26 protein-coding genes and 1 tRNA gene are annotated in these 21,734 nt (G+C 43.7%); 2 read left to right on the top strand and 25 right to left on the bottom strand.

Going from position 1 to position 21,734, the window contains the following annotated elements; translation table 11 throughout:
• Positions 1–91: 91 nt before the first annotated feature.
• The 23 genes from rpmC to EDD59_RS09360 all read right to left on the bottom strand — a co-directional run bounded on the left by rpmC (position 92) and on the right by EDD59_RS09360 (position 18,521).
• A complete protein-coding gene (gene rpmC, locus EDD59_RS09470; protein ID WP_132381290.1) occupies positions 92–292 on the bottom strand; it encodes a 50S ribosomal protein L29 in 201 nt (66 codons plus the stop codon).
• Positions 282–719, bottom strand: a complete 438-nt coding sequence (gene rplP, locus EDD59_RS09465) for a 50S ribosomal protein L16 (RefSeq protein WP_132381288.1) — start codon at positions 717–719, stop codon at positions 282–284. Before rplP ends, rpmC begins: the two co-directional genes overlap by 11 nt.
• On the bottom strand, positions 719–1,375 hold the full coding sequence (gene rpsC / locus EDD59_RS09460; protein ID WP_132381286.1) for a 30S ribosomal protein S3: 657 nt from the start codon (positions 1,373–1,375) through the stop codon (positions 719–721). The genes rplP and rpsC overlap by 1 nt, the downstream gene beginning before the upstream one ends.
• 11 nt (positions 1,376–1,386) lie before the next feature.
• Positions 1,387–1,773, bottom strand: a complete 387-nt coding sequence (gene rplV, locus EDD59_RS09455; RefSeq protein WP_089982814.1) for a 50S ribosomal protein L22 — start codon at positions 1,771–1,773, stop codon at positions 1,387–1,389.
• A 33-nt stretch (positions 1,774–1,806) separates the two neighbouring features.
• A complete protein-coding gene (rpsS, locus tag EDD59_RS09450; RefSeq protein ID WP_132381284.1) occupies positions 1,807–2,088 on the bottom strand; it encodes a 30S ribosomal protein S19 in 282 nt (93 codons plus the stop codon).
• Positions 2,089–2,114: 26 nt separating this feature from the next.
• Positions 2,115–2,957: a 50S ribosomal protein L2 gene (rplB, locus tag EDD59_RS09445; RefSeq protein ID WP_132381282.1), complete on the bottom strand. Its 843-nt coding sequence runs from the start codon at positions 2,955–2,957 to the stop codon at positions 2,115–2,117.
• Positions 2,958–2,995: 38 nt separating this feature from the next.
• On the bottom strand, positions 2,996–3,295 hold the full coding sequence (gene rplW, locus EDD59_RS09440; protein ID WP_132381280.1) for a 50S ribosomal protein L23: 300 nt from the start codon (positions 3,293–3,295) through the stop codon (positions 2,996–2,998).
• Positions 3,295–3,915, bottom strand: a complete 621-nt coding sequence (gene rplD / locus EDD59_RS09435; RefSeq protein ID WP_132381278.1) for a 50S ribosomal protein L4 — start codon at positions 3,913–3,915, stop codon at positions 3,295–3,297. Before rplD ends, rplW begins: the two co-directional genes overlap by 1 nt.
• Before the next feature lie 31 nt (positions 3,916–3,946).
• Positions 3,947–4,627: a 50S ribosomal protein L3 gene (gene rplC / locus EDD59_RS09430; protein ID WP_132381276.1), complete on the bottom strand. Its 681-nt coding sequence runs from the start codon at positions 4,625–4,627 to the stop codon at positions 3,947–3,949.
• Between the two features lie 80 nt (positions 4,628–4,707).
• The gene (gene rpsJ / locus EDD59_RS09425; protein WP_004607300.1) at positions 4,708–5,025 is read right to left on the bottom strand and encodes a 30S ribosomal protein S10; all 318 of its coding nucleotides are present in this window, start codon (positions 5,023–5,025) and stop codon (positions 4,708–4,710) included.
• A 611-nt stretch (positions 5,026–5,636) separates the two neighbouring features.
• On the bottom strand, positions 5,637–6,101 hold the full coding sequence (locus tag EDD59_RS09420; protein ID WP_132381274.1) for a glycine/sarcosine/betaine reductase component B subunit: 465 nt from the start codon (positions 6,099–6,101) through the stop codon (positions 5,637–5,639).
• Between the two features lie 41 nt (positions 6,102–6,142).
• The gene (gene prdD, locus EDD59_RS09415) at positions 6,143–6,844 is read right to left on the bottom strand and encodes a proline reductase cluster protein PrdD (RefSeq protein WP_408632283.1); all 702 of its coding nucleotides are present in this window, start codon (positions 6,842–6,844) and stop codon (positions 6,143–6,145) included.
• Positions 6,845–7,042: 198 nt separating this feature from the next.
• Positions 7,043–7,768: a D-proline reductase (dithiol) protein PrdB gene (gene prdB, locus EDD59_RS09410; protein ID WP_132381270.1), complete on the bottom strand. Its 726-nt coding sequence runs from the start codon at positions 7,766–7,768 to the stop codon at positions 7,043–7,045.
• Entirely contained in the window at positions 7,765–8,064 is a 300-nt protein-coding gene (locus tag EDD59_RS09405; RefSeq protein ID WP_132381268.1) for a CBO2463/CBO2479 domain-containing protein, read from the bottom strand. Before EDD59_RS09405 ends, prdB (EDD59_RS09410) begins: the two co-directional genes overlap by 4 nt.
• Position 8,065: 1 nt before the next feature.
• Entirely contained in the window at positions 8,066–9,934 is a 1,869-nt protein-coding gene (gene prdA, locus EDD59_RS09400; protein WP_132381266.1) for a D-proline reductase (dithiol) proprotein PrdA, read from the bottom strand.
• 88 nt (positions 9,935–10,022) lie between these two features.
• The gene (prdC, locus tag EDD59_RS09395; RefSeq protein WP_132381264.1) at positions 10,023–11,348 is read right to left on the bottom strand and encodes a proline reductase-associated electron transfer protein PrdC; all 1,326 of its coding nucleotides are present in this window, start codon (positions 11,346–11,348) and stop codon (positions 10,023–10,025) included.
• Between the two features lie 210 nt (positions 11,349–11,558).
• Positions 11,559–11,656: transfer RNA gene (locus EDD59_RS09390), tRNA-Sec, on the bottom strand.
• A gap of 397 nt (positions 11,657–12,053) precedes the next feature.
• Complete coding sequence (locus tag EDD59_RS09385; RefSeq protein WP_132381262.1) at positions 12,054–12,638, bottom strand: TetR/AcrR family transcriptional regulator; 585 nt, start codon at positions 12,636–12,638, stop codon at positions 12,054–12,056.
• 245 nt (positions 12,639–12,883) lie between these two features.
• Complete coding sequence (prdB, locus tag EDD59_RS09380) at positions 12,884–13,609, bottom strand: D-proline reductase (dithiol) protein PrdB (RefSeq protein WP_132381260.1); 726 nt, start codon at positions 13,607–13,609, stop codon at positions 12,884–12,886.
• 25 nt (positions 13,610–13,634) lie between these two features.
• Positions 13,635–14,084, bottom strand: coding sequence for a CBO2463/CBO2479 domain-containing protein (locus tag EDD59_RS09375; RefSeq protein ID WP_132381258.1), 450 nt, complete (start codon positions 14,082–14,084; stop codon positions 13,635–13,637).
• The gene (gene prdA / locus EDD59_RS09370; protein ID WP_132381256.1) at positions 14,084–15,865 is read right to left on the bottom strand and encodes a D-proline reductase (dithiol) proprotein PrdA; all 1,782 of its coding nucleotides are present in this window, start codon (positions 15,863–15,865) and stop codon (positions 14,084–14,086) included. The genes EDD59_RS09375 and prdA (EDD59_RS09370) overlap by 1 nt, the downstream gene beginning before the upstream one ends.
• 68 nt (positions 15,866–15,933) lie before the next feature.
• A complete protein-coding gene (prdC, locus tag EDD59_RS09365; protein ID WP_132381254.1) occupies positions 15,934–17,241 on the bottom strand; it encodes a proline reductase-associated electron transfer protein PrdC in 1,308 nt (435 codons plus the stop codon).
• A 29-nt stretch (positions 17,242–17,270) separates the two neighbouring features.
• Positions 17,271–18,521: a glycine/sarcosine/betaine reductase component B subunit gene (locus tag EDD59_RS09360; RefSeq protein WP_132381252.1), complete on the bottom strand. Its 1,251-nt coding sequence runs from the start codon at positions 18,519–18,521 to the stop codon at positions 17,271–17,273.
• Positions 18,522–19,036: 515 nt separating this feature from the next.
• On the opposite strand from EDD59_RS09360, the gene EDD59_RS09355 reads away from it, so the two are divergent.
• A complete protein-coding gene (locus EDD59_RS09355; protein WP_132381250.1) occupies positions 19,037–19,624 on the top strand; it encodes a TetR/AcrR family transcriptional regulator in 588 nt (195 codons plus the stop codon).
• Between the two features lie 107 nt (positions 19,625–19,731).
• Positions 19,732–20,289: a hypothetical protein gene (locus tag EDD59_RS09350; protein ID WP_132381248.1), complete on the top strand. Its 558-nt coding sequence runs from the start codon at positions 19,732–19,734 to the stop codon at positions 20,287–20,289.
• A gap of 58 nt (positions 20,290–20,347) precedes the next feature.
• On the opposite strand, the gene EDD59_RS09345 is transcribed toward EDD59_RS09350, so the two are convergent.
• Both EDD59_RS09345 and EDD59_RS09340 read right to left on the bottom strand, forming a co-directional pair.
• Complete coding sequence (locus tag EDD59_RS09345; RefSeq protein ID WP_132381246.1) at positions 20,348–20,584, bottom strand: putative Se/S carrier protein; 237 nt, start codon at positions 20,582–20,584, stop codon at positions 20,348–20,350.
• A gap of 13 nt (positions 20,585–20,597) precedes the next feature.
• Entirely contained in the window at positions 20,598–21,734 is a 1,137-nt protein-coding gene (locus EDD59_RS09340; RefSeq protein ID WP_243117376.1) for an aminotransferase class V-fold PLP-dependent enzyme, read from the bottom strand.

The following is a 21,734-nucleotide window of genomic DNA, read 5'->3' as shown; positions in this document are numbered from 1 at the left end:
AGTTCTTTTCGCTAAGCTCGAAAGAACCTCGCTAATCTCAAAGAACGGCTTACGTGCTAAGTTCGGAAAAACCTCACTAATCACTATCAGCCTATCGGCCGGCCTCTGTTATCACTGTCTGGATACGAGCGATATTTTTTCTCACTTCTTTGATTCTGCTTGTGTTATCTAATTGATTCGTTGCATTCTGGAATCTTAAGTTAAAAAGTTCCTTCTTAGCAGCTACTAATTCTTCATTTAATTCTTCTACAGATTTTTCTCTTAATTCTTCTACAAATGTATTAATTTTCACTGTTATCACCGCCTTCTAAGTCTGCGCGAGAAACGATTTTGCATTTGCAGGGCAACTTATGCATTGCAAGACGAAGTGCCTCTTTAGCTGTCTCTTCAGATACTCCTGCAATTTCGAACATTACACGGCCCGGTTTTACTACCGCTACCCAGTACTCCAATGCTCCTTTTCCTTTACCCATACGAGTTTCTGCTGGTTTTGCTGTTACCGGCTTATCTGGGAAGATCTTAATCCAGACCTTACCGCCACGCTTGATGTAACGTGTCATGGCAACACGGGCTGCCTCAATCTGATTAGACCGAATCCAGCACGGCTCCATCGCAACGATACCATATTCACCGTAGGAAATCGTGTTACCTCTCAAGGCCTTGCCTTTCATGGTGCCACGGAATTGTTTACGACGTTTTACTCTTTTTGGCATTAACATTATTTATCGCTCCCTTCCTTATCTCCTTTAGTCGGAAGAACTTCGCCTTTGTAAATCCATACCTTTACACCGACTTTTCCGTAAGTTGTGTCAGCTTCTGCGAATCCATAATCAATGTCTGCTCTTAATGTCTGCAGCGGAATAGTCCCTTCACTGTAGAACTCTGTACGAGCCATATCAGCACCGCCAAGACGCCCTGAAACGGATGTCTTCACACCGAGTGCTCCAGACCTCATTGTTCTTGACATACAGGATTTCATAGCACGTCTGAATGAAATACGATTTTCCAGCTGCTGTGCAATATTCTCGGCCACCAGCTGAGCATCTTTATCCGGTCTCTTGACTTCTTTGATATCTACGATTAACTTCTTATCTGTAAACTGTCTCAGTTCCGCCTTTACTTTTTCAATCTCAGAACCGCCTTTTCCGATTACTACACCGGGTTTTGCTGTATAAATAACAATTTTAATACGCTCAGATGCTCTCTCAATTTCTATTCTGGAAATACCTGCGCTGTATAATTTCTTTTTAAGGAATTTTCTAATTGCATGGTCTTCTACCAGGTTGTCTGCAAAATCTTTTTCTGCATACCATTTAGAATCCCAGTCTTTAATAACGCCGACTCTTAAGCCATGAGGATTAACCTTCTGTCCCATTATTTCCCTCCTTATCTTTCATTAAGCACGATGGTGATATGACTCATTCTCTTCTCGATTCTGTAAGCCCTTCCCTGTGCCCTTGGTTTAATTCTCTTCATTGTTGGCCCTTTATTAGCGAAGCACTCTTCAACATAAAGGTTCTCAACATTCATACCATTGTTGTTCTCAGCATTTGCAATTGCTGATTTTAATAACTTTTCTATTACACTTGAAGCATATCTTGGGTTATAAGTTAAAATACCAAGTGCTGTCTGTACGTCCTTACCTCTGATGGCATCCAATACGAAGCAAGCTTTCTGAACTGACACCCTTGCGTAAGAAATCTTAGCTGATGGTCTTGTATCTTTCTGCTCGTTTCTTTCTCTCTTGATTTGGGATCTATGTCCTTTTGCCATGGATGAACCCTCCTTTCGAATATCTTAAATGATTTATCTTATTCTTGACTTTTTCTCGTCCTTGCCGTGTCCTCTGTATGTCCTAGTTGCGACAAATTCTCCGAGTTTGTGTCCTACCATATCTTCTGTGACATATACAGGCACATGTTTTCTTCCGTCATGGACAGCAAATGTGTGGCCGATAAATGACGGGAAGATCGTAGAACGACGTGACCATGTCTTAATAACTGATTTATCACCTGCAGCATTCATAGCATCTACTTTTTTCAGTAAGCTTTCGTCTGCAAATGGTCCTTTTTTAAGTGAGCGAGCCATATGTTCTAACCTCCTTGTAATCTGAATTATTTAATCGTTTTTCCATCTCTTCTTCTTACAATCATCTTGTTAGAAGGTTTATTTTTCTTGCGAGTCTTAAGCCCCAGTGCAGGTTTGCCCCAAGGTGTTGACGGACCCGGAAGGCCGATGCCTGTCTTACCTTCACCACCACCATGCGGATGGTCATTTGGATTCATAACAGAGCCACGTACTGTAGGTCTGAAGCCCAAGTGGCGCTTGCGGCCTGCTTTACCAATGTTAATCAGACTATGATCCCCATTGCCTACAACACCAACAGTTGCCCTGCAAATAATTGGAACCATTCTCATCTCACCGGAGGGAAGTCTGAGTGTTGCATATTTTCCCTCTTTTGCCATCAGCTGTGCACTGTTTCCTGCTGAACGGACAAGCTGTCCGCCTTTTCCCGGATACATCTCAATATTGTGAATCTGAGTACCAACTGCGATTTCGGAAAGTGGCAGGCAGTTACCTACTCTTACTTCTGCTTCCGGTCCGTTCATCACTTTCATTCCATCCTTTAATCCTTCCGGAGCAAGGATGTAAGCCTTTTCGCCATCTGCATAACTGATCAATGCAATATTCGCACTTCTGTTCGGGTCATACTCAATCCCCATTACAGTTGCCGGAATGCCATCTTTTCTTCTCTTAAAGTCTATAACTCTATATTTTTTCTTAGCTCCGCCTCCGCGGTGTCTGACTGTGATTTTACCCTGATTATTGCGGCCGGCCTTTCTGCTCTTGGAATCCAGCAAAGATTTCTCAGGAGTGGTCTTTGTGATTTCAGAGAAGTCAGAGCCAGTCATCTGTCTTCTGGAAGGTGTATATGGGTTATATGTTTTGATTCCCATTACTTTCTCTCCTTTCGTTTTGCATGTTATTTGTTACCTTAAAGTCCTTGGAATATCTCAATCTCAGCGCTGTCTTCTGTCAGCTGGACAATTGCTTTCTTTGTCTTGGCTGTCTTTCCGTAAGTCGTACCACGTCTCTTTGTCTTTCCATCAAGATTCATAGTATTTACATTTTTTACCTTTGTTCCCGCGAACATCTTTTCAACAGCTTCTTTAACCTGTGACTTTGTAGCTTCTGTATGGATCAGAAATGTATATTTCTTGTCAGCCATAAGCTCCATTGTCTTTTCTGTAATTACCGGTTTAAGGATTACATCATAATATTGAACGTTAGCCATTATGCATACACCTCCTCGATACTTGCAACAGCAGCTTTCGTAGCGATTACTGTGTTGTATTTTAAGATGTCATATACATTGATCGTATTTGACTTGGCTGTCTTCACACCTGAAATGTTCCTTGCAGAAATTTCAGCATTTTTGTCCCCGTCTTCCAAAACAACCAGTGCCTTATCCACATTCAGGTTGCTCAAAATTTCCTGGAATCTCTTTGTTTTAATCTCATCAAAATTCATCTCATCAACTACGATAAACTTCTTATCCTCTACTCTGGAAGAAAGAGCTGATTTTAGTGCTGCCCTTTTTTCTTTTCTGTTCATTTTAAATGAATAGTCTCTCGGTACCGGAGCAAATACAACTCCGCCGCCTGTCCATTGTGGAGCTCTTGTTGAACCCTGTCTTGCATGACCCGTTCCTTTTTGTCTCCATGGTTTTCTTCCGCCCCCGGAAACTTCTGCGCGTGTCTTCGCTTTCTGTGTTCCCTGACGATTACTTGCAAGTTGGTTTATAACTGCCATGTGTACAAGATGTTCATTTACCTCAACACCAAATACAGCATCGTTCAGATCGATTGTACCAACTTCTTTACCTTCGATATTATAAACAGATACGTTTGCCATCTGTGTGTTCCTCCTTTCTATGTCAGTCAGACTAGTTAGCCTTTACAGTTTCTTTGATTGTCACCAGACATTTCTTCGGTCCCGGAACTGAGCCTTTTACTAAAAGCAGATTGTTTTCAGCATCAACTCTGACAACTTCAAGGTTTTGAACTGTGATTTTCTTGTTACCCATCTGACCAGGCATCTTTTTGCCCTTGAATACTTTGCTTGGGTCAGATGCTGAACCGTTGGAACCAGCGTGACGGTGGAACTTAGAACCATGAGTCATAGGTCCTCTGCTCTGATTGTGACGCTTGATTGCGCCCTGGAAACCTTTACCTTTGGAAATTGCAGTAGCATCGATCTTATCCCCCGCAGTGAAAATATCTGCCTTGATTTCCTGAGCCAATGTATATTCTTCAGCGTTTTCAAGTCTGAATTCCTTTACAAATCTCTTCCCTGAAACGCCCGCTTTGTCAAAGTGACCTTTTTCAGCCTTTGTGACACCGTTTCTGTGTGCGATTTCCTTCTTGCCGCTCTTATCTTTTGTGACAATCTTTTCCTTTTTGTCAGCAAATCCAACCTGAACTGCACTGTAACCATCATTATCAGCTGTCTTAACCTGTGTCACCACACATGGTCCTGCCTGCAATACGGTTACTGGAGTCAACAGCCCGTCTTCGTTGAAGATTTGAGTCATTCCGATTTTTGTCGCTAAAATAGCTTTTTTCATTATAAAAACCTCCTGTGATTTACAGCGGAACGCTTGCGCGCTCATCCTAAATTTTAGGAATACTGCATGTTTGCTAAAACTTACTTGTTTTTCATTTTGATATCGATATAGACACCTGCCGGCATTTCCAGTCTGGACAATGCGTCCACAGTCTTCTGTGTTGGCGTGATGATATCAATGAGTCTCTTATGAGTTCTCTGCTCGAACTGCTCCCTGGAGTCTTTGTACTTGTGTACAGCTCTTAAGATTGTTACAACTTCCTTCTTAGTCGGAAGTGGCACCGGTCCACTCACTTGTGATCCGTTCTTCTTTACAGTTTCGATGATTTTCTTTGCAGATGCATCAACCAGCTGGTGATCATATGCCTTCAATGTGATTCTCATTACTTGACTTGCCATAAAAAAAGTCGCCTCCTTTTCGTACTATTTAACTTAAGTACGACAAGCGGTGACTGTACACTCTCCCGTGTGTGTCGCGAGAAACTCACACGTTGTTTCATACCTCTATCAGATAATAAGATAAATGGTAATCAGTTTTGATTCGTACAGTGACTTGTCGCCAGTTTCCTAACTTGACATTCGCTCCGCGGAAAACCTGCCATCATGCTTCATACACTCGGCAGCAACCTCACGCTTCACAGCTATCATGTCACAGCTTCATTAGTATATAGTATTTGCCCAATTATTTCAAGCAGTTTTTTTTAATAATTGTATTTTTTTTAATACAATCTTTTTTTCTTGACATTACCGTGGTAAAGTGATATAGTGGTTTTCAAGCATACTATGGTTGCTATTGCAGTTATATCATCGCTGACTGTTTCCCCAAGAACTTTCTTGCGACGATAAACTCCAATTAATATATACATCCTCATTGTAGGACATTCCCCAGATTTGTATATAGTGCAAACTGCAATGCAACGAGGAAAACCTCTCAATGACATACCAAAAACGAAAAACACGGTTGTGGCCGTGTTTTTCGTTTTCACGAAATTTGTAGTAACACAATCTGACTACTTCTGTCTCATTTTCAATTTAAGCATCGCAGTGACTGCCCTTGCGTCTAACTCTGTGGGATTATTTTCTCCGACAATACAGGACTCAAGTCCTTCCGGATTTTTGTTAATGTCTCTGATTCCTGACAGATATTTATTTTCCACAACAAACCCGCCGTTTTGTCCACTGAACTTTAACCCTGTTACTTCAATGCCGCGGGTCCCCAGCTGCTCGCAGGTATTAGCGTAATCCACATCGCTGTTTCCCCAGCCATCCGACGAAATGATGGCGCCATCAGCGCGCATGCATTCTGCCATGACTGCCGCCCGTGTTCCCACAAAGATTTTATCTGCATTATCATCTGGTGTTCCCACCACTAAAACTCCAAGCAAATCCAAGTCCTCGTCTGCAGAAACCACATCCAGCAGAGGGTCTCTGAAATGGTGAAGTGTTGTTTCTTTAGTAGATGGACCGATTCCCATATGCACATCTCCTTTTCTTCTTTAATATAATGAGTGAAACGTTATTGCATAGAGCGTATAATACCGTCTCTGTATTCATTCGGTGTCAGAAGAACCGGCATATTTTCTATATCTATAATAGACCGCCCGCCTTCAACCCCCGATGGCTCATGAGGAAACAGCCAAGTGTCATACATAGCTCCCTGCCCGGCCACCTGTTTTATAATAAGAACCTTCTTCTTCCCGGGGCGCGCGACATCATAATATTCATGTCTTTCCGTGCACAAATCCCCTTTCACCTTTTTCAGTTTGTCCCGATAGGTCTGAATAAACCTGTCGCATGCCCGGTGAGCTGCCATGGGCCCCGGGCGCTCCTGTCCCATTCCAGCCTTCAAGGTAACATCAAAAGATATAATGTAGTCCTGATCAGACGGTGTTCCCGCCCGGTTCAGATACAACTGATCTTTCAAAGTACCTTCCGATGATCCAAACTCGTGAGTCTGCTTGCCTTCAGTATCCACACCGGTCAGCATCACATATACACCTGTAAGTGTATGAGTAATACCTTCCCCCAGTTTGCCCAAGACCTTTGTCGATACCGGTATGATATCCATAATCGTGTTGGTCCAGAAATCATGCTTTCCCGGCTCAATAATTTTGATGCTTATATCCTCAATCAGCGGTTCCTCTTTCAGAAGACCTTCACCGAAATCTTTATTTACAGAAAGGACTCCATCCGGGGTCACATTATTCTCGGTACCCATGTGGACACCACTTATATGAAATGCTTTAATCACAAGACGGCGAAGCTGCTTCTCCTTTTCCTCCAATACAAACACCTCCTTCGCAGAAGCTGCAAAGGGGACAGTCCCCTTTGAGGCTTGTTTTTGTTATTGTTTGAAACAAAAGGGACAATTCCTGTTGGAATGCCCCTTTTGTCTCATTACAAGATACAATTCAGGTTACACTTTTGCTGCATACTCGAAAGGCAATGGTACTATTTTACCTGGTGTTTCAATCTTGACGAGCTGCTCAAGTGCCGCTTTTACGATATTCGTCTGCATTTCTACATCGTGAGGAGCACCTGCATTGGCACCCATAGGTACCAGCGGAGCTACGGCACGAGGTGTACCGGTCTGACGAACAACCGGCGGAAGAGCTGCAATAATGATTGTAGGTATTCCAGCTTCTTCAATCGCTCTCTGCACCAATACTGCAGAGCGGTGGCAGGTGCCTCAGCCAGCGGTCAGGATTACTGCATCAACATCTTCTTCTTTAAGCATCTGTGCTATAGCAGGTCCTGTTTCATGTTTGAATTTCTCCTGGTTTCCGCCGCCTCCCATGAATCCTGCATGTACCGGTGCACAGGCTCTGATAAACCCTGCCTTTGCCAGCTCATGGATTCTGTCGATCGGAAACATACAGTTGATATCTTTATTTACATCACTATTGTCATATCCACCATGAGATACCATTAAATCACTTGACGGTGTATCGTTTGTTATTTTTCTCCAAGTAGAGTCACCTGCCAGATTAAATCTTTCCTGACTCTTTAAGTGCACTCCTGCTGCAGTAGCAAGGGCAATGGACATATCCTTCAATTCTTTTGTTACTGGTGTCCAAACTGCCGGAGGAGTAATTGGAACATAAATTTCTGATTGTAAACCTTTTGTGGCTACCAAACTCATTCTTCTACCTCCTTGTTATTTGCGTTTGCTTTACGCATTTCTTCCTGTCGTCTGTTATAGATATCCAGATTGCTTACGTATTTGTCGTTGGCTTCCGGGCCCAGCTGCTCTATAAAGCTCATGTTCCAGGCAACTTCCTGTCCCACCAACAGCGGATAATCTGTAATTAGCATACGCATTGGTATCTTCAGATATCCAAGCCTGCCTTTCAAATCGATTCCGACGCAGCCGTCGTGAACCTCAACAATTACCCCTTCCATACGTATAATCTTATCGCCAAACTGTAATTCTTTCATTTTAGTCGTATTTCTCTTTTCTCTTCTGGCTCATTGGCAGTGACTGCTCATTCTTCACCAGTTCAACCGGCTTGCCTGTCACATTTGAAATTAACTCTACATTTGTAGACTTAACATTTGGATTCCATTTCTTTTCTGCAGCTGCCACATCTTCACCCAGCATTACATTCTTCAGCATAGCAAGAGCTCTGATTGCATCTTCAGGGCAAAGTGTATTGCAGGCAAGCACCTCATTCTCAATACCGGATTCAGATTTATTATTATCTACCATATTGGTCATATATTTATTTCCGACAACCAGTGCGCCCTGAACTGCACAGAATGACATACCTACAACAGGAATTCCCCGCATTCCGATCTGCTCGTGATGACTCGCAAAGTCGATATGGTTATTTCCAAAGCCTTCTGTTGTGACAAATGCACCATCTACGTCCATCATTTCTACCATCATGCCCACACGTTTAGAAACATAGAACTTTTCCGCATTAATCTGTGGACTTCCAACGAAGATGACACCGCAGAGGTCTACGTCAGGATCATGCAGCACCTCAAGAACCAATGGTTCTCTCCAGTAATGTCTGGACATTTCTTTAGATGCGGGTCCAATACAGGTTAAAGCATGGATACAACCGTCCAGAACCTCCAGCGGAGATACACAAATCGGTACATTTCCCAGGTCTACATTCGGTTTTGCACCAAGTACACCAACTGGTTCTACAGGGAGGACAAGATTGTCATGCATAGCGCCTTGTCCCATGATTTCCTTTACAATGACTACCTTTTTCTTTCCAGGCCTTCTTACCTGGTCAAAAGTCTCTGTATCTGTCACAAGAGAATCATCTAATTCTTTCATAACTTCTCTGATTTCCTGTGTAATATGATCTGTTGCCGTATGAGCTGCAAGTGGTCCCGGCCTTTCCATATTTGTACCTTCTTTTACCGTCACCTGAGTCTTGATAAATATCTCGCCTTTTTCAGGTGCGCCGGGACGGCTCCACATGATATTCTCATCCAGGTATCCCTCTGAAGAGCCGAATTCCCCAATCTGCACTCCGTTGGCATCTGTTCCTGTAACCATCATGATAACACCGTCCAGAACTCTTGTTACACCGCTTCCGACTTCTGATTCGCCTTCCTTGCATGCGATGGGCTGTACATCCATGATTGTCTCAGAATATGTGTGATACTGCTCCGGAGTGATGACATCAATCTTAAGATCCAGTACCAGTTTCTGAGAGTCAATGCACTCTTGTTCTATACCCTCACGGATATACAATGTAGTTCCTTCGATTTTTGTCTCCGGTCCACGTTTTACTTCTGTAATCTTATAATGCTTTCTTGTAAGGCTTCTTACTACTTTCTCCTCGGCCGGCTTTTCCGCTTCCTGAATCCCTGTAGGTGCCGCCTCTGCCTTTGCCGGTGCAAGAGCCGGAACAACGGCACCGCCGCCGCCTAAGCCTGTCGGAAGCTCAATATCGATATCTTTTCCTTCCCCAATATGAATCTTCAGCACTCCTCCCGGCACATTCTGCACTGCAGGTGCCACAACTGCCTGCAGCTCCTCTATTGCAGGTGCTTCTTCCTTTGGCTCTTCCTTCACCGGTGCAGGTATCTCTATCTCTTTTATCCCTTCCAAAACATCGGCTGTCAAAGGACACAATGAATCGCAGGTCTTTGTAAGCTTAGCGCCCAGTACCTGTTCAATTGTCAACGCACCATCCAGATTTAAAAGACCGGAATCTACCAAATCATCAAAGATAGCCGGATCTTCCAGATTAGCTGCCTGAATTACGGTGCCTTCTTCGGCTCTGCAGCAGAGCACCGCAGGGTCTTTTGCATGTTCTTTTGCTGTTTCAGCTGTAATTGACATACTTCTTTCCTCCTTTAATCTTACATGAAACGGCACTCAAACCGAATCATATAGTAGTATTAATTTATTTTCCATCAGGATCCGCAGTTTATTTTCCGTTCGGCAACTGCGCTTCCTGTTTAGAAACAGTTAATCTCCGGTATAACGGATGTCCAATCGTTCTCATGACATGGTCAGTCAGGTGGAATACCTTTAATTTCATTTTTGGTGCAGACCCCATAACTGTGTTGGAACAGTCTGAGCAATTTCCGATAATAATGTACTCTGCCCCGTCTTTTTTGAACTGCAGACACTTCTGTGCCTGCCCCGGGCAATTTCCCGGATCCTGACATTTTAATGTACCGTTCTTCATCTCAAAGGCATTCTTGCAGGTACCAACGGATACAACATTTCCGTTCATCTTGGTACAGACCTCCCTCATTCGTGCCTCGTTGCCAGCACACGCACATATCAGCAGGCCTACAGGTGCACCATGCAGATCTGGGAATTCCATTGTCACAATAATCCCCCCGGTAGTCTTCGTGATTGGAACATCCAGTGCCGTGGAATGTCCGGTAAATGGTCCGCCCATAATAACCTCGCCATATACACCGTCGATTCCGCCGGAACGCTCAATTAATTCTTCCACACTGGTTCCTACCGGAACATCCATGTAAACATGAGGTGCATTGCCGCCATGAAGCTTTCCGATTACAGTCAGATTCTTGCTGAAGCATGGTTTCTTCAAATCAATTGCCTCAGCCACACGCAGCGCTGTCTCTACATTAACCACAATAGAATCTGCGGCTGAAGGAAGCTGAGTCGGATCAAGAAGCTTCCCCAAAACTTCTCTAACTACAGCACGTTCCTCCCCCATCGGATAAATATCAGGAAGCAAATGTATGAAAATATTATCTTCATCATGAACCGCTTTCCGGAGCGTCTCTACCGCTTTCTTGTTCTTTGCCTTAATTGCAAATACTGCCTTTGCCGCATTAGAAATTTCCATGCAGTATTTTACACCTTTGAGAGTCATTTCTATATTGTCTTCAATCTGCCGGATATTATGATACAGCCCGGGCTCACACTCGACAGCATTAACCAGAATATATCCTCCGTTCAAGTCCGTGCCTAGCTTTACTCCCGTGGGAAAGCCTGCACCTCCCATTCCGACAATGCCTGCTTCCTTCACCATATCCAGATGGCTTCCGTCCTGAATCGGCACAAACTCTTCCTCCTGAACCTTATCAGGCTCAATAATAATCCGATCCCCGGCAACATCCTGCACCGTTCCATATACACTGGAAAAGATATTTGCACCCAGTCCAGCCGGCGCTGCAATCAAAGTACCTTTTTTTACTTTGTCGCCGCTTTTGACAACCGGTTCGCAAGGTGCGCCCACATGTTGTCTCAGTAAAAACTGTAAATTCCCCATGACACTTTTTCTCCTTCTTGGTTTTTATTCCCGCTAGCAACGAGCCAAGCGGAAATGCTTGCATTTCCATTTGGCGACTGCCGCGAGGGTCAAATACCCCGCAGCTTGCTGCACTGTAAGTTTGATGCCTCATCAGCTTGCTGCGAGGTCTTTGACTTATTGATAACATCTATGACATACTTTTTGAGAAATATTTCACAAGTTAATTTTTGGCGGAGGCATGTGGGAATCGAACCCACCCAGGACGCTACGAACGCCCAACACTGGTTTTGAAGACCAGGAGGCACACCAGTTACCCTTCTACCCCCATGCACTCTATCTATGTTTTTATATTAACAAATATCCATTGTTTTTTCAAGTGTTTTGTGCATGATAATTGTTATAAAATAAACTACGTACTAGAATCTGGTCTATTTGTTTTCTTTTTATCAATATTCCTCGTTTTCGTGTTTAAACAACTTCAAACAACCTTTTTACAAAACCAATTTATATATCCCTTCCCGCTTCTTAATTATAGACATTTCCTATAGTTCTTCATTAAAAATTTCCAAAGGCTGTATAAAGAGGAATATGTATGACATCAATAACCTGCTGTGAGAATGTAGAAAGCATTTAGAAGGCGCTGCAGCAACCGGCAGTTCCCCCCAATCCTACAGAAAATCAAGAAGTGAATTCTGATACTAAAGTGTACTCCTGCAGCTCTAGTTACCCATTGCCTTTTATGTTTTTCAAAAAGAATTTCAGCATATCTATCCCATAGGACGATAACGGATAACTCCCCTCACAGATGCACCAGTCATAGAGAACGGCTCTTTCCTGCATTGCATATAGCTTTGTTAATTCGCCCAATGACTTCTCCCGAATGATGTCCCCATTCTTCTGGCCTTCTTTTATAATCGTATTCAAGGTTTTATAATACACTCTGTTCTGATTAAGCAGATGCTTTTCTCCTTTCTTAATCACTTGCGTAGAATATACAAGTGAAAGAATGTCTACTGGAACTCTTTCTTCAATATAACAAAAAAGATATCTGGATAAATATATCAGCTTTTCAAAACTGTTCATCTTCGAATCCATCTTTTTCAATGCTTTTTCATACTGGGAATCAAACATATAAGATAAGGAGCTCAGCAAATCTCCCTTTGTCTGAAAATAATGGTAAAATCCTCCCTTGGAAATTCCACACGCCTGTATAATCTCGTCCACTGTTGTATTATCATACCCTTTTTCGTAAAATAATTTCAGTGATACATCAATAATACGTTCCTTTACTGATATTTCTTCTGACACATCTGCACCCCACTTATAGTTTATTTCTAATATACATATTGATTATAATAATATAAAAGTATTTCCATTTCAAGATTTATCCGAAAAGCACCTTCAAAAAAGTAACAGTTCAGCCATCAGCTCGATTCCACCCCAAGGGTACCGTCCTTGTTAAACAACCACACTACGGTTGCTAACCAAGGACATGTGAAACCATTTGCCTGGCTTCACATGCCTTTTTCAGCTAAAACATCTTATAAAAATGTTTACACATTATGCCTGTATTCATATGGAAGAACCTTTGTGGCATTAAAGCTTGGACAGTCACGTACCCACTCTAAAGACTCCTTCACAATGGCTGTCTGCTGTGGGATATTGTTAGGCTCACCTGCATTGGAGCCAATCGGCACATGAGGAGCTGTAATACGCGGGGCTCCCTGCTGGCGTGCGATGGGAGGAAGTGCAGCAATTACACAACAGCTCATCCCGGCTTCTTCACAACAGCGCGTTACAATTGTTGCAGAACGGTGACAGGTTCCACATCCGCCTGTGCAAAGAACAACGTCGACTCCCTGTTCTTTTAATTTTCTGGCAATTTCCGGACCGGTCTCATTTCTGAATTTTTCGACGTTTCCGCCGCCGCCCATAAATGTATATGTCTCTTTTGGAAGGGATCCAATAAACCCTTCTTTCAGCAGCTCATGCAGACGGTCTATTGGGAACATAGCATTTACGTCCTTATTGATGTCTGAGTTGTCGAATCCGCCATGGGTAACCATCAGCTCTGATGACGGTGTGTCAAACTCAATCGTGCGATAGGAGAAGTCTCCAGATGTGTTAAATGGCTTCTGGCTCTTTTTATGGATACCGCCTGCAGTAATAAATGCAACCTTACACTCACTCAAAGGTTTTTTGAGCTCTGTGAACACCGGTTTGGGAGTAACCGGCACAAAGATTTCAGACTGCATGCCTTCCTTCGTTGTTAATTTCATGAAATTTGCCTCCTTTTAATTTCGATTATTTAATGGATTTCTCCGGGAGTTCCTTTTTTCCGTCCAACCGCATACAACTGAAGTAGAATTCGCAATTCTGTCCTTCTTCAAGTGCAACAGGGGTAAATACCCAGCGGCGCGGTACAGCGATGCTTCCCAGGTCATTCATTATCTCAGCTTCAACAGCTGTATCATTTACAATAGTTAGTTTTCCGCCCAGCAGTGTAGGGTTGATTCCAAAATCAGGATTTATATCTGAGCTGTCATATTCATATGGATCCTCCACAATCTGAATATAACTAAAATAAAATTGCAGCTTGTGTCCGGGTTCCAGCTTAATATCGTCTATGATCAGACGCCGCGGCACTTTAATGACACCCAGACGCCCATTCAGGTTAATCTTTACGCACCCATCCTCAGATATTTCTTTTATCACCCCGCCCATAAGGGTCGGATTAATTTGATACTCCACCATTAGTGCATGGTCCCATTGTCGAGAAGAACTGTTTCCGGCAATCCTAAAAGTTTGTTGTTTGCATTGATTACATCATTATTCCATTTCTTTTCAGCCGGTGCAATATCAACTCCTGCCATTCTGTTTTTCAGCATCTGTATTGCACGTGCTGCAACTTCCGGAGTGATACAGGAGCAGCCTGCAACATCATTTTCAAATCCGCCTTTGTCCATGTTTTCCTCAACCATTGCTGCCGCATATTTGTTGCCCACTACCAGCTGTCCCTGATATGCACAGAAGGATACACCGACAACCGGAATTCCGCGTTTACCTGCCTGGCCGATATGTTCTATAAAGTCAATATGGTTATTTCCAAAGCCTTCTGTTGTGATGATGCAGCCGTCAATATCCATACTCTCAAGGAGGGTTCCCAGTCTTTCAGATACCCATAACTTCTCATCGTTGACCTGAGGCGAACCTATGAATACCACGCCGACAAGATCCAGTTCTTCATCGGCAGCAAGACCTTCTACAAGCGGTTCACGGATATAGTGGCGTGTCATCTCTTTTGTGGCAGGTCCAATGCAGGTCAGGGCATGAATAGAACCGTCACGCACCTGATTTGGTGTTAATATAATCGGAACATTGCCGCAGTCTACATTCTTCTGGCCGCCGGCAACACCGCAGGGCTCTGTGGGGCAGATGATGTTGTCATGCATTGCACCCTGTCCCATAATTTCTTTTACAAGAACTACACGAGGGCTTCCTTTACGGCGCACATCCTCACACTCTTCTTCGCGGACTACTTCTCCGTCATAATCCTTTAATGCATCACGGAGTGCCTGTATTATGTAATCCTGGCATTTGTGTGCTGCAAACGGGCCTGAACGGGACATACCTTTTAATCTCTCGATTACTGCATGGCAGCGGATAATAATATCGCCTTCATCAGCGCATCCCGGATGTCCAAAATACATCTTTTCATCAAGATATCCTTCTGAAGAGCCAAATTCATGAATCTGAACACCGTCTTCATCTACTCCGGTCAGCATGAATACTACACCGTCGGCCACTTTTGTAACACCTTCGCCAAGATGCTCCCCTTCGACCTTTGTAGCAATGGGGCAAACATCCATGATTGTCTCCGTATAGATATGATGATTATCAGGTTTGATAACGTCAAGAGTCAAACTTTTGCATAATGGATCTTCTAAAACAGCTTTTTCTACAATGCTTCCGTCAATCGTAACCTTACCATCTTTAATGGATGTCTCTGTTCCTATTTCAGTATCCGTAATTTTAATATGCTGCTTCAACAGTTTACGGATAACCTTCTTCTCTCCCGCTGCCTCTGCCGCCGGTTCTGCCTGTGAGACCGGTGCGCCGTTAAAAGCGATGCCTGCCGGAATGTCAAGGCTCAGCCCCTCTAATTTATCAACCTCAAGATGAATCATACCATTTCCTCCTACACTTGCTTTTACAGTTTCCGGCACCTTCAGAGCCAAATTTTCTTCCGGTGCTTTTGCCTCTTCTGCCTTTTGTGCAACTTCATTTACGCTGTTTAAATTACCCGGTGTAATCGGGGTCAGCGCCTCGCAGTCACCAGCTAGGGTGGTGCCCAATACCTGCTCAATTGTCAGCCCATCATTGCTTAAAGTAAGTAATCCGGCATCGACCATATCATCAAACAAGGTTGGATCTTCAAGATCTGCCGGTCCGATCACTGTCCCTTTCGGCCTGCGGCAGCATAAAATTGCAGGATCCTTCAAGTGGGCCTTTACGGTTTCCTTTGTGATTGACATTTTTTTACACTCCTTTTTTCTTTTATATTCTTAACATTCTCCACTATTTTTTGCGGGAATGGAAAGTACTATTTACTTTCAGTTTTCATTCTGCGGATCAATTTCATGTTAACAGCTCTCAGTGCACCATCCGTGCAGTGGTATACCGGCAATTTTAACTGTGGGGCACATGACATAACTGTATTGGTACAGTCTGTACAATTGCTGATTAGCAGGGCTTGAGCTCCAGCCTTTTTAAGTGCCAAGACTTTTTCAACCTGGCCGGGGCATTTCCCGGGGTTCTCACACTTCCTCGGCGCACCTGGTTTTGGCTCTTTTGCCTGCTTGCAGTATTCCACTCCTGCCACTTCACATCCCATACTTTCCGCGATCTGTTCCAGACGCTCCTTATCGGCACCGCATGCGCATACCAGCAATCCTATTTTTTCAGGACCTCTCCAAAATTCCTCTGCTGCCAGTATCCCTCCGGTTGTTTTCACAACAGGTGAACCCAGCGTGGTTCTTAAGCCTGTATATGGACCGCCCATTATGAGCTCTCCATACTCCGGTCCGATGCCCCCCGCCTTTTCAAACATTTCTGCAACTGTTGTTCCAATAGGAACATTGCGAAAAACCTGAATGAGATCCCCGGTAATTTTTCCAGCTACCGTCATATCTTTATCAATCAGAGGTTTTTTAAGATCCACCGCTTCCTGGATGCGGCAGAGGGTTTCCGCATTTATCACAATCGCTCCGGCTGCCATAGGCAGTTTATCGATCTCCAGCACCGGCCCCAACACTTCACGCACTATCGCTCTCTCTTCTCCCATAGGATACATATTATCCAGCACTGTAACAGATATATTGTCAACATCAATGGCTGATTTCACTTTTTCAACCGCTTTTGGGTGAATTCCTTTAATGGCAACTGCGCCCTTCTCGGCATGAGCAACTTCCATTGCAATCTTTAGGCCTCTGATCAGTTGTTCGGCATTCTGTTCAATAGCCTTAATGTTATGCTCCAGAATTGGCTCACATTCTGCCGCATTTGCAATAACAATGCCCCCCTCTTTAAATGGTTTTCCCAGTTTTACATAGGTTGGAAATCCTGCCCCGCCAAGCCCTACAATTCCAGCCTCCTTTATCAGGTCAAGGGGTGTCTCAGATCGAAGTGGAGCAAAGTCCGCTGTCTGTACCTGGTCTGCAGTAACCGCTATATAAGTGTCTGTCACAGCAGAGATTTCTCCGGACACGCTGGCATGCAGATTAGCTCCCAGCTTTCCCTCCGGACATTTTGCAATCATCTGTCCCCTCTTGACTGTGTCGCCTTCGGCTACGATCGGTTCACTGGGTGCACCTATGCTTTGGCTCAGCAGCATGTGATACTCTTTTTGCATTTTTGTATTCCTCCTAATGTATTTAATTTTCACAGCAGAGAATGGATTGCCCCATCCCTGCACTGATTTGGCGTAATGACATACGGAATATTCCCAGAGGTCATCATGTTGTGTGCCCCCAGAAATCCGCCCGGCTCATAAGGAAACATCGCAGTATCATACATGTTTCCCAGCCCTGACACTATTTTTACTAGTATAACTTTTCTTTTTCCCGGTTTTGCCACATCCCTGTATTCTTCTCTTATATACGGTAGATTGTCCAGACTCTGCATTTCTTTCCTGATTTCCTGTACAATCAGGTCCGCAGAACGATGCCCAGCCATAATCCCTTCCGCTGTGCGTCCTTCTCCTTCCTGAAACAAAATGTCTACATGCAGCAAAATATCAGTCGACCCGGGAGTGCCCGCCTCATCCAGAACCACATGTTCCTTTAGAATTCCTTCCGAAGAGCCTATATTAGATGGCTGGAAGCCACTGTTTTCTTCCACGCCTGTCAGCATAACCGTGACTCCTGAAAGAAGATATGTAACTCCCTCTCCTAATTCACCGCGCACCTTACATGCAATCGGGGCGTAATCAAGATTAGAATTCACAAAGAAATCGTGCTCACCCGGCTGCACAATATTAACTTTAATATCCTGGATTCTTGGTTCAGCGGCAGCAATACTCTTTTCAATTCCTTTCCGGATTGTAAGTATTCCCCCTCGTGATATGGCTGTCCTTTCTCCGAATCTCACCTCATTTATCTGGAATGCCTTTCTTGTCAGTCTGCGAAGCGTCCTGTTTTCCCCAAAATCTTCAGATGTCACCGCTTTTCCGGCTTTCTTCAACTTATTTTTCAATAATGCGACCGCCTTTACCGCGTCCATGTCAGTCAAGTTATTCTGTCCTACGACACAAGACTCATAACCCGATTCAGATTTATTAAAATCTACGACGCAATCCACATAACTATTACTGCATACCAGTCTCCCTTGCAGGCCTACATAGCTTAAGCCTACGCTGGGGATACCTCTTAACCCAAGCTGCTCTATCACATTTATAAAATCCACATGGTGGTTCCCCCAGCCGTCAATTGCTACAATTGCCGCATCGGCGCGCATAGCTTCCGCAATGTCTGCAACCCGCTTTGCCGTATAAATCTTGTCATCACAGACTTCTGAAACCCCATCAACAATAATTCCCGGAAATTCCAGGTTTTCTTCCCGGGATAATACTGCTGTCACCGGACATCGAAAATGATGCAGTGTTGTCATTTTAATACTCGGACCAAGTCCCATACGCTCCCTCCTAAGCACTTATTTTCACAAGAATAATGAACCGTAGTCAGGAATGTTTGACTTCGGCTGCCGTCCGTGGAATACTTAAATTATAATCAAAATTTAGTTAGACTACAGTTTAGTCTTTAGTCCCGACTATAGTCTGTTTCCTACATATTATTATACGATAAAAAAATAACAAGTCAATATTTTTACTTATAGTTTTATTTTGTTAGTAATTCCAATATATTGATTTTTTCTATTTTGTTTTCTGACTTTTTTCTTCTGTAATCCTTCTAATTCAAACACTATTTAGTAGTAATTATGGATTTAAACATTACCGTTATTTATCTTTCGCTCTTCCATTGTTACTTTTTTGTCTATTTTATGACACAATTTTGTCGGTTTATAAACAAAGTTCATATTTTTAAACATATTTTCTTCTATTCTTTACATAGTCATCGTTTTAAACTTATGCTATACTACTAAAGACACTAGTGCACTAGAAGTTTTGAATTAAGGAAGAGAGTATTTTTATGCCAAGAAAAAAACAGACGACGAAAGACAGAATCGTAAAAGCTGCCTGGACACTATTCTACAAAAATGGATACGATGATACGACTGTGGAGGATATTCTCAAGCTTTCCAGGACATCCAAGGGTACTTTCTATCATTACTTTAAGGGGAAGGACGCTCTTCTCTCCACTCTTTCCGTCCTTTTTGACCAAAAGTATGAAGAAATCAACCCTACAATGGATCCCTCACTTTCTGCTGAGGACAAGTTGCTCCTTTTGAATCATGAGTTGTTTTATATGATTGAGAACAGCATTGACTTGAATTTACTGGCATCACTGCTCTCCTCTCAGTTGGTTACCAAAGATAACCGTTCCCTTCTGGATGCAGACCGGTATTATTTTCAGATAATAACAGAGATTATTGATGCAGGCATTCAGTCCGGAGAGTTCAAAGCAACATCTTCTGTGGATGAGCTTGTTAAAATCTATGCTATGTATGAGCGGGCACTGCTCTATGACTGGGCTCTGTGTGCAGGAAAATATTCCCTGTCGGAATACAGTGATAAACTGCTGCCCCACGTACTGGATAATTTTCGGCGCGGGATTTAGAGAACAGAAAGGCACATGCTGCAGTCCGGCAATACACTGCATTCCGTTGTTTTTTCTGTCGAAAACTGGTATAATTAAGAAAAACTTATGATAAAGGGGAATAATCTATGTCCGAAGATATTACTACAAATGAAGAAATTGTTGAAAACCCCACAGGAGCTTCTGTTGATTCTGAAGATACACATGTAACCCCTGAAGATATACACATGAATTCCGAGGAAACCTCAGACGGCCCGAAAACAACTTCTCAGGATTGCAGGACAGAGCCTGAACCTGCCAGGGAAGTCCCGCCTGCCGCCAAATTTCATTCGCAGACGGTTGATGAGGATGAGATGCCGGAGGATAGCACGTCCTCTAAAGGATTTCTGCGCCTCAAAAGAAAAGATAGAGAATTTTCAAGAGATGAATGGATTCTCGCGCATATAGACAATGCGCATCTCATGGAGTATCTGCAGCTTGAGCAGCAGCGCAGCGAACTTTTGCAGAAAACCAAAGATATCCGGGACAGACGGATTTTAAAAGCATTTGAATTGACTATTTCTCTGGCTGCCGCTGTTGCAATTGTATCTCTATTAAAAGACAACCCTTCCATTCTCATCAACATTTTATACATAGCCGGGATTGTCATCGCTCTCTGGCTTTGGAAAAATCCCCGGGAAAAATAGAAGGTGCCCGCTGCGGCACCTTCTATTTTTCCCATCCCCTATACAGTTTGTTTTCCTATCAGACCATGCACTCCTGCAATGCCTGTGCTTTTATGCCGGCACGCTTCATTTCGGTGCTAATTATCTCACTTTGCTTTGGATCAGCACACCAGGAAAGTCCGCAGCCCGCCGAAATTGCACGGGGCACCGGGATCAGACGTCCGGAAATATTCTGTTCTTTACACATTTTTTCCATCGCCATTGCATCTGTGGTCGTGTGAAATGTGACAATTAATTTCAATTCTTTTTTTCTCATATCATTTTCTCTTTCAATCTTCCGCTAATTTTCTAACAGCCTCAATTGCCGTTTGCACTTCTTCCTCTGTATTGTAATGGGAAAAGCTAAATCTTACAGCTCCCTGGTCTTTTGTTCCAAGGGCTTTATGCATCAGCGGTGCACAGTGTGCCCCGGGCCGGGTTGCAATACCATAAACTGAAAACAGCTCATCGCTCACTTCAGAGGAATCGTAGTCTCCAATATTGAAAGATACAATAGGGCATCTCTGTCTTGTCTCGAAATCGCCATAAACCTTTACACCCGGAATACCACATATCCCCTCATAAAACATACGCATTAGAGAAAGCTCCTGCGCCCGGACTGAATCCATACCTATTTCCTCCAGATAGGAAAGGGCGGCATTTAACCCGGCAATCCCATGTCCATTCAGCGTGCCTGCCTCCAAAGCCGTCGGCATCTCCTTTGGATGATGGATATTGTAGGTATCCACACCGCTGCCGCCGCTCAGCAGAGGCCTTACTCCAACTCCGGTCCTAACATACATTCCGCCTGTTCCCTGGGGGCCCCGCAGGCTTTTATGCCCCGTAAAGCAAAGAATATCTATTTTCATTTTCTGCACATCGACAGGAAATACCCCTGCCGTCTGAGAAGCATCCACTACAAACAATACATGGTGCTTTTCGGCAATAGCACCCACAGCACTTATATCAATCATATTTCCGGTTAAATTTGAGCCGTGAGTACAGACGATTGCTCTTGTATTTTCCTTGACTGCACTCTCTATATTTTCACAGGAAATATTTCCTTTCCCGTCACATCCCAGAATCGTCAACTCAATTCCCCGTTCCCGGCACTCATACAGGGGACGGAGGACAGAATTATGCTCCAGGACTGTAGTGATCACATGATCGCCCGGATTCAAAATCCCCTTAATCGCAATATTCAGGCTTTCCGTTGAATTTGCCGTAAACACAATCCGATTCGGACTTTCCCCGCCAAAAAGACGGCACAGCTTCTCTCTTGTATCATAAATGACTCTGGACGCCCCAAGAGATGCTTCCGTAGCCCCCCTTCCTGCGTTTCCTATTGAATTCAGGGCCTGGACTATGGCCTTTGCCACCTGGGGCGGTTTATGCAGCGTTGTCGCCGCATTATCCATGTATATCAC

This window comes from Muricomes intestini (genome assembly GCF_004346165.1).
GTDB lineage: Bacteria > Bacillota > Clostridia > Lachnospirales > Lachnospiraceae > Muricomes > Muricomes intestini.
Note: the sequence above shows the minus strand (reverse complement) of the source record. Positions and strands in the feature narration are given on the sequence as shown.

What these genes read in the sequence shown, in the direction of transcription:
- rplP (WP_132381288.1), bottom strand. Translation starts at nt 719, where the DNA reads ATGTTAATGCCAAAAAGAGTAAAACGTCGTAAACAATTCCGTGGCACC.
- rpsC (WP_132381286.1), bottom strand. Translation starts at nt 1,375, where the DNA reads ATGGGACAGAAGGTTAATCCTCATGGCTTAAGAGTCGGCGTTATTAAA.
- rplV (WP_089982814.1), bottom strand. Translation starts at nt 1,773, where the DNA reads ATGGCAAAAGGACATAGATCCCAAATCAAGAGAGAAAGAAACGAGCAG.
- rpsS (WP_132381284.1), bottom strand. Translation starts at nt 2,088, where the DNA reads ATGGCTCGCTCACTTAAAAAAGGACCATTTGCAGACGAAAGCTTACTG.
- rplB (WP_132381282.1), bottom strand. Translation starts at nt 2,957, where the DNA reads ATGGGAATCAAAACATATAACCCATATACACCTTCCAGAAGACAGATG.
- rplW (WP_132381280.1), bottom strand. Translation starts at nt 3,295, where the DNA reads ATGGCTAACGTTCAATATTATGATGTAATCCTTAAACCGGTAATTACA.
- rplD (WP_132381278.1), bottom strand. Translation starts at nt 3,915, where the DNA reads ATGGCAAACGTATCTGTTTATAATATCGAAGGTAAAGAAGTTGGTACA.
- rplC (WP_132381276.1), bottom strand. Translation starts at nt 4,627, where the DNA reads ATGAAAAAAGCTATTTTAGCGACAAAAATCGGAATGACTCAAATCTTC.
- rpsJ (WP_004607300.1), bottom strand. Translation starts at nt 5,025, where the DNA reads ATGGCAAGTCAAGTAATGAGAATCACATTGAAGGCATATGATCACCAG.
- EDD59_RS09420 (WP_132381274.1), bottom strand. Translation starts at nt 6,101, where the DNA reads ATGGGAATCGGTCCATCTACTAAAGAAACAACACTTCACCATTTCAGA.
- prdD (WP_408632283.1), bottom strand. Translation starts at nt 6,844, where the DNA reads ATGGGTACCGAGAATAATGTGACCCCGGATGGAGTCCTTTCTGTAAAT.
- EDD59_RS09405 (WP_132381268.1), bottom strand. Translation starts at nt 8,064, where the DNA reads ATGAAAGAATTACAGTTTGGCGATAAGATTATACGTATGGAAGGGGTA.
- prdA (WP_132381266.1), bottom strand. Translation starts at nt 9,934, where the DNA reads ATGTCAATTACAGCTGAAACAGCAAAAGAACATGCAAAAGACCCTGCG.
- prdC (WP_132381264.1), bottom strand. Translation starts at nt 11,348, where the DNA reads ATGGGGAATTTACAGTTTTTACTGAGACAACATGTGGGCGCACCTTGC.
- prdB (WP_132381260.1), bottom strand. Translation starts at nt 13,609, where the DNA reads ATGAAATTAACAACGAAGGAAGGCATGCAGTCTGAAATCTTTGTGCCG.
- EDD59_RS09375 (WP_132381258.1), bottom strand. Translation starts at nt 14,084, where the DNA reads ATGGTGGAGTATCAAATTAATCCGACCCTTATGGGCGGGGTGATAAAA.
- prdA (WP_132381256.1), bottom strand. Translation starts at nt 15,865, where the DNA reads ATGTCAATCACAAAGGAAACCGTAAAGGCCCACTTGAAGGATCCTGCA.
- prdC (WP_132381254.1), bottom strand. Translation starts at nt 17,241, where the DNA reads ATGCAAAAAGAGTATCACATGCTGCTGAGCCAAAGCATAGGTGCACCC.
- EDD59_RS09360 (WP_132381252.1), bottom strand. Translation starts at nt 18,521, where the DNA reads ATGGGACTTGGTCCGAGTATTAAAATGACAACACTGCATCATTTTCGA.
- EDD59_RS09355 (WP_132381250.1), top strand. Translation starts at nt 19,037, where the DNA reads ATGCCAAGAAAAAAACAGACGACGAAAGACAGAATCGTAAAAGCTGCC.
- EDD59_RS09350 (WP_132381248.1), top strand. Translation starts at nt 19,732, where the DNA reads ATGTCCGAAGATATTACTACAAATGAAGAAATTGTTGAAAACCCCACA.
- EDD59_RS09345 (WP_132381246.1), bottom strand. Translation starts at nt 20,584, where the DNA reads ATGAGAAAAAAAGAATTGAAATTAATTGTCACATTTCACACGACCACA.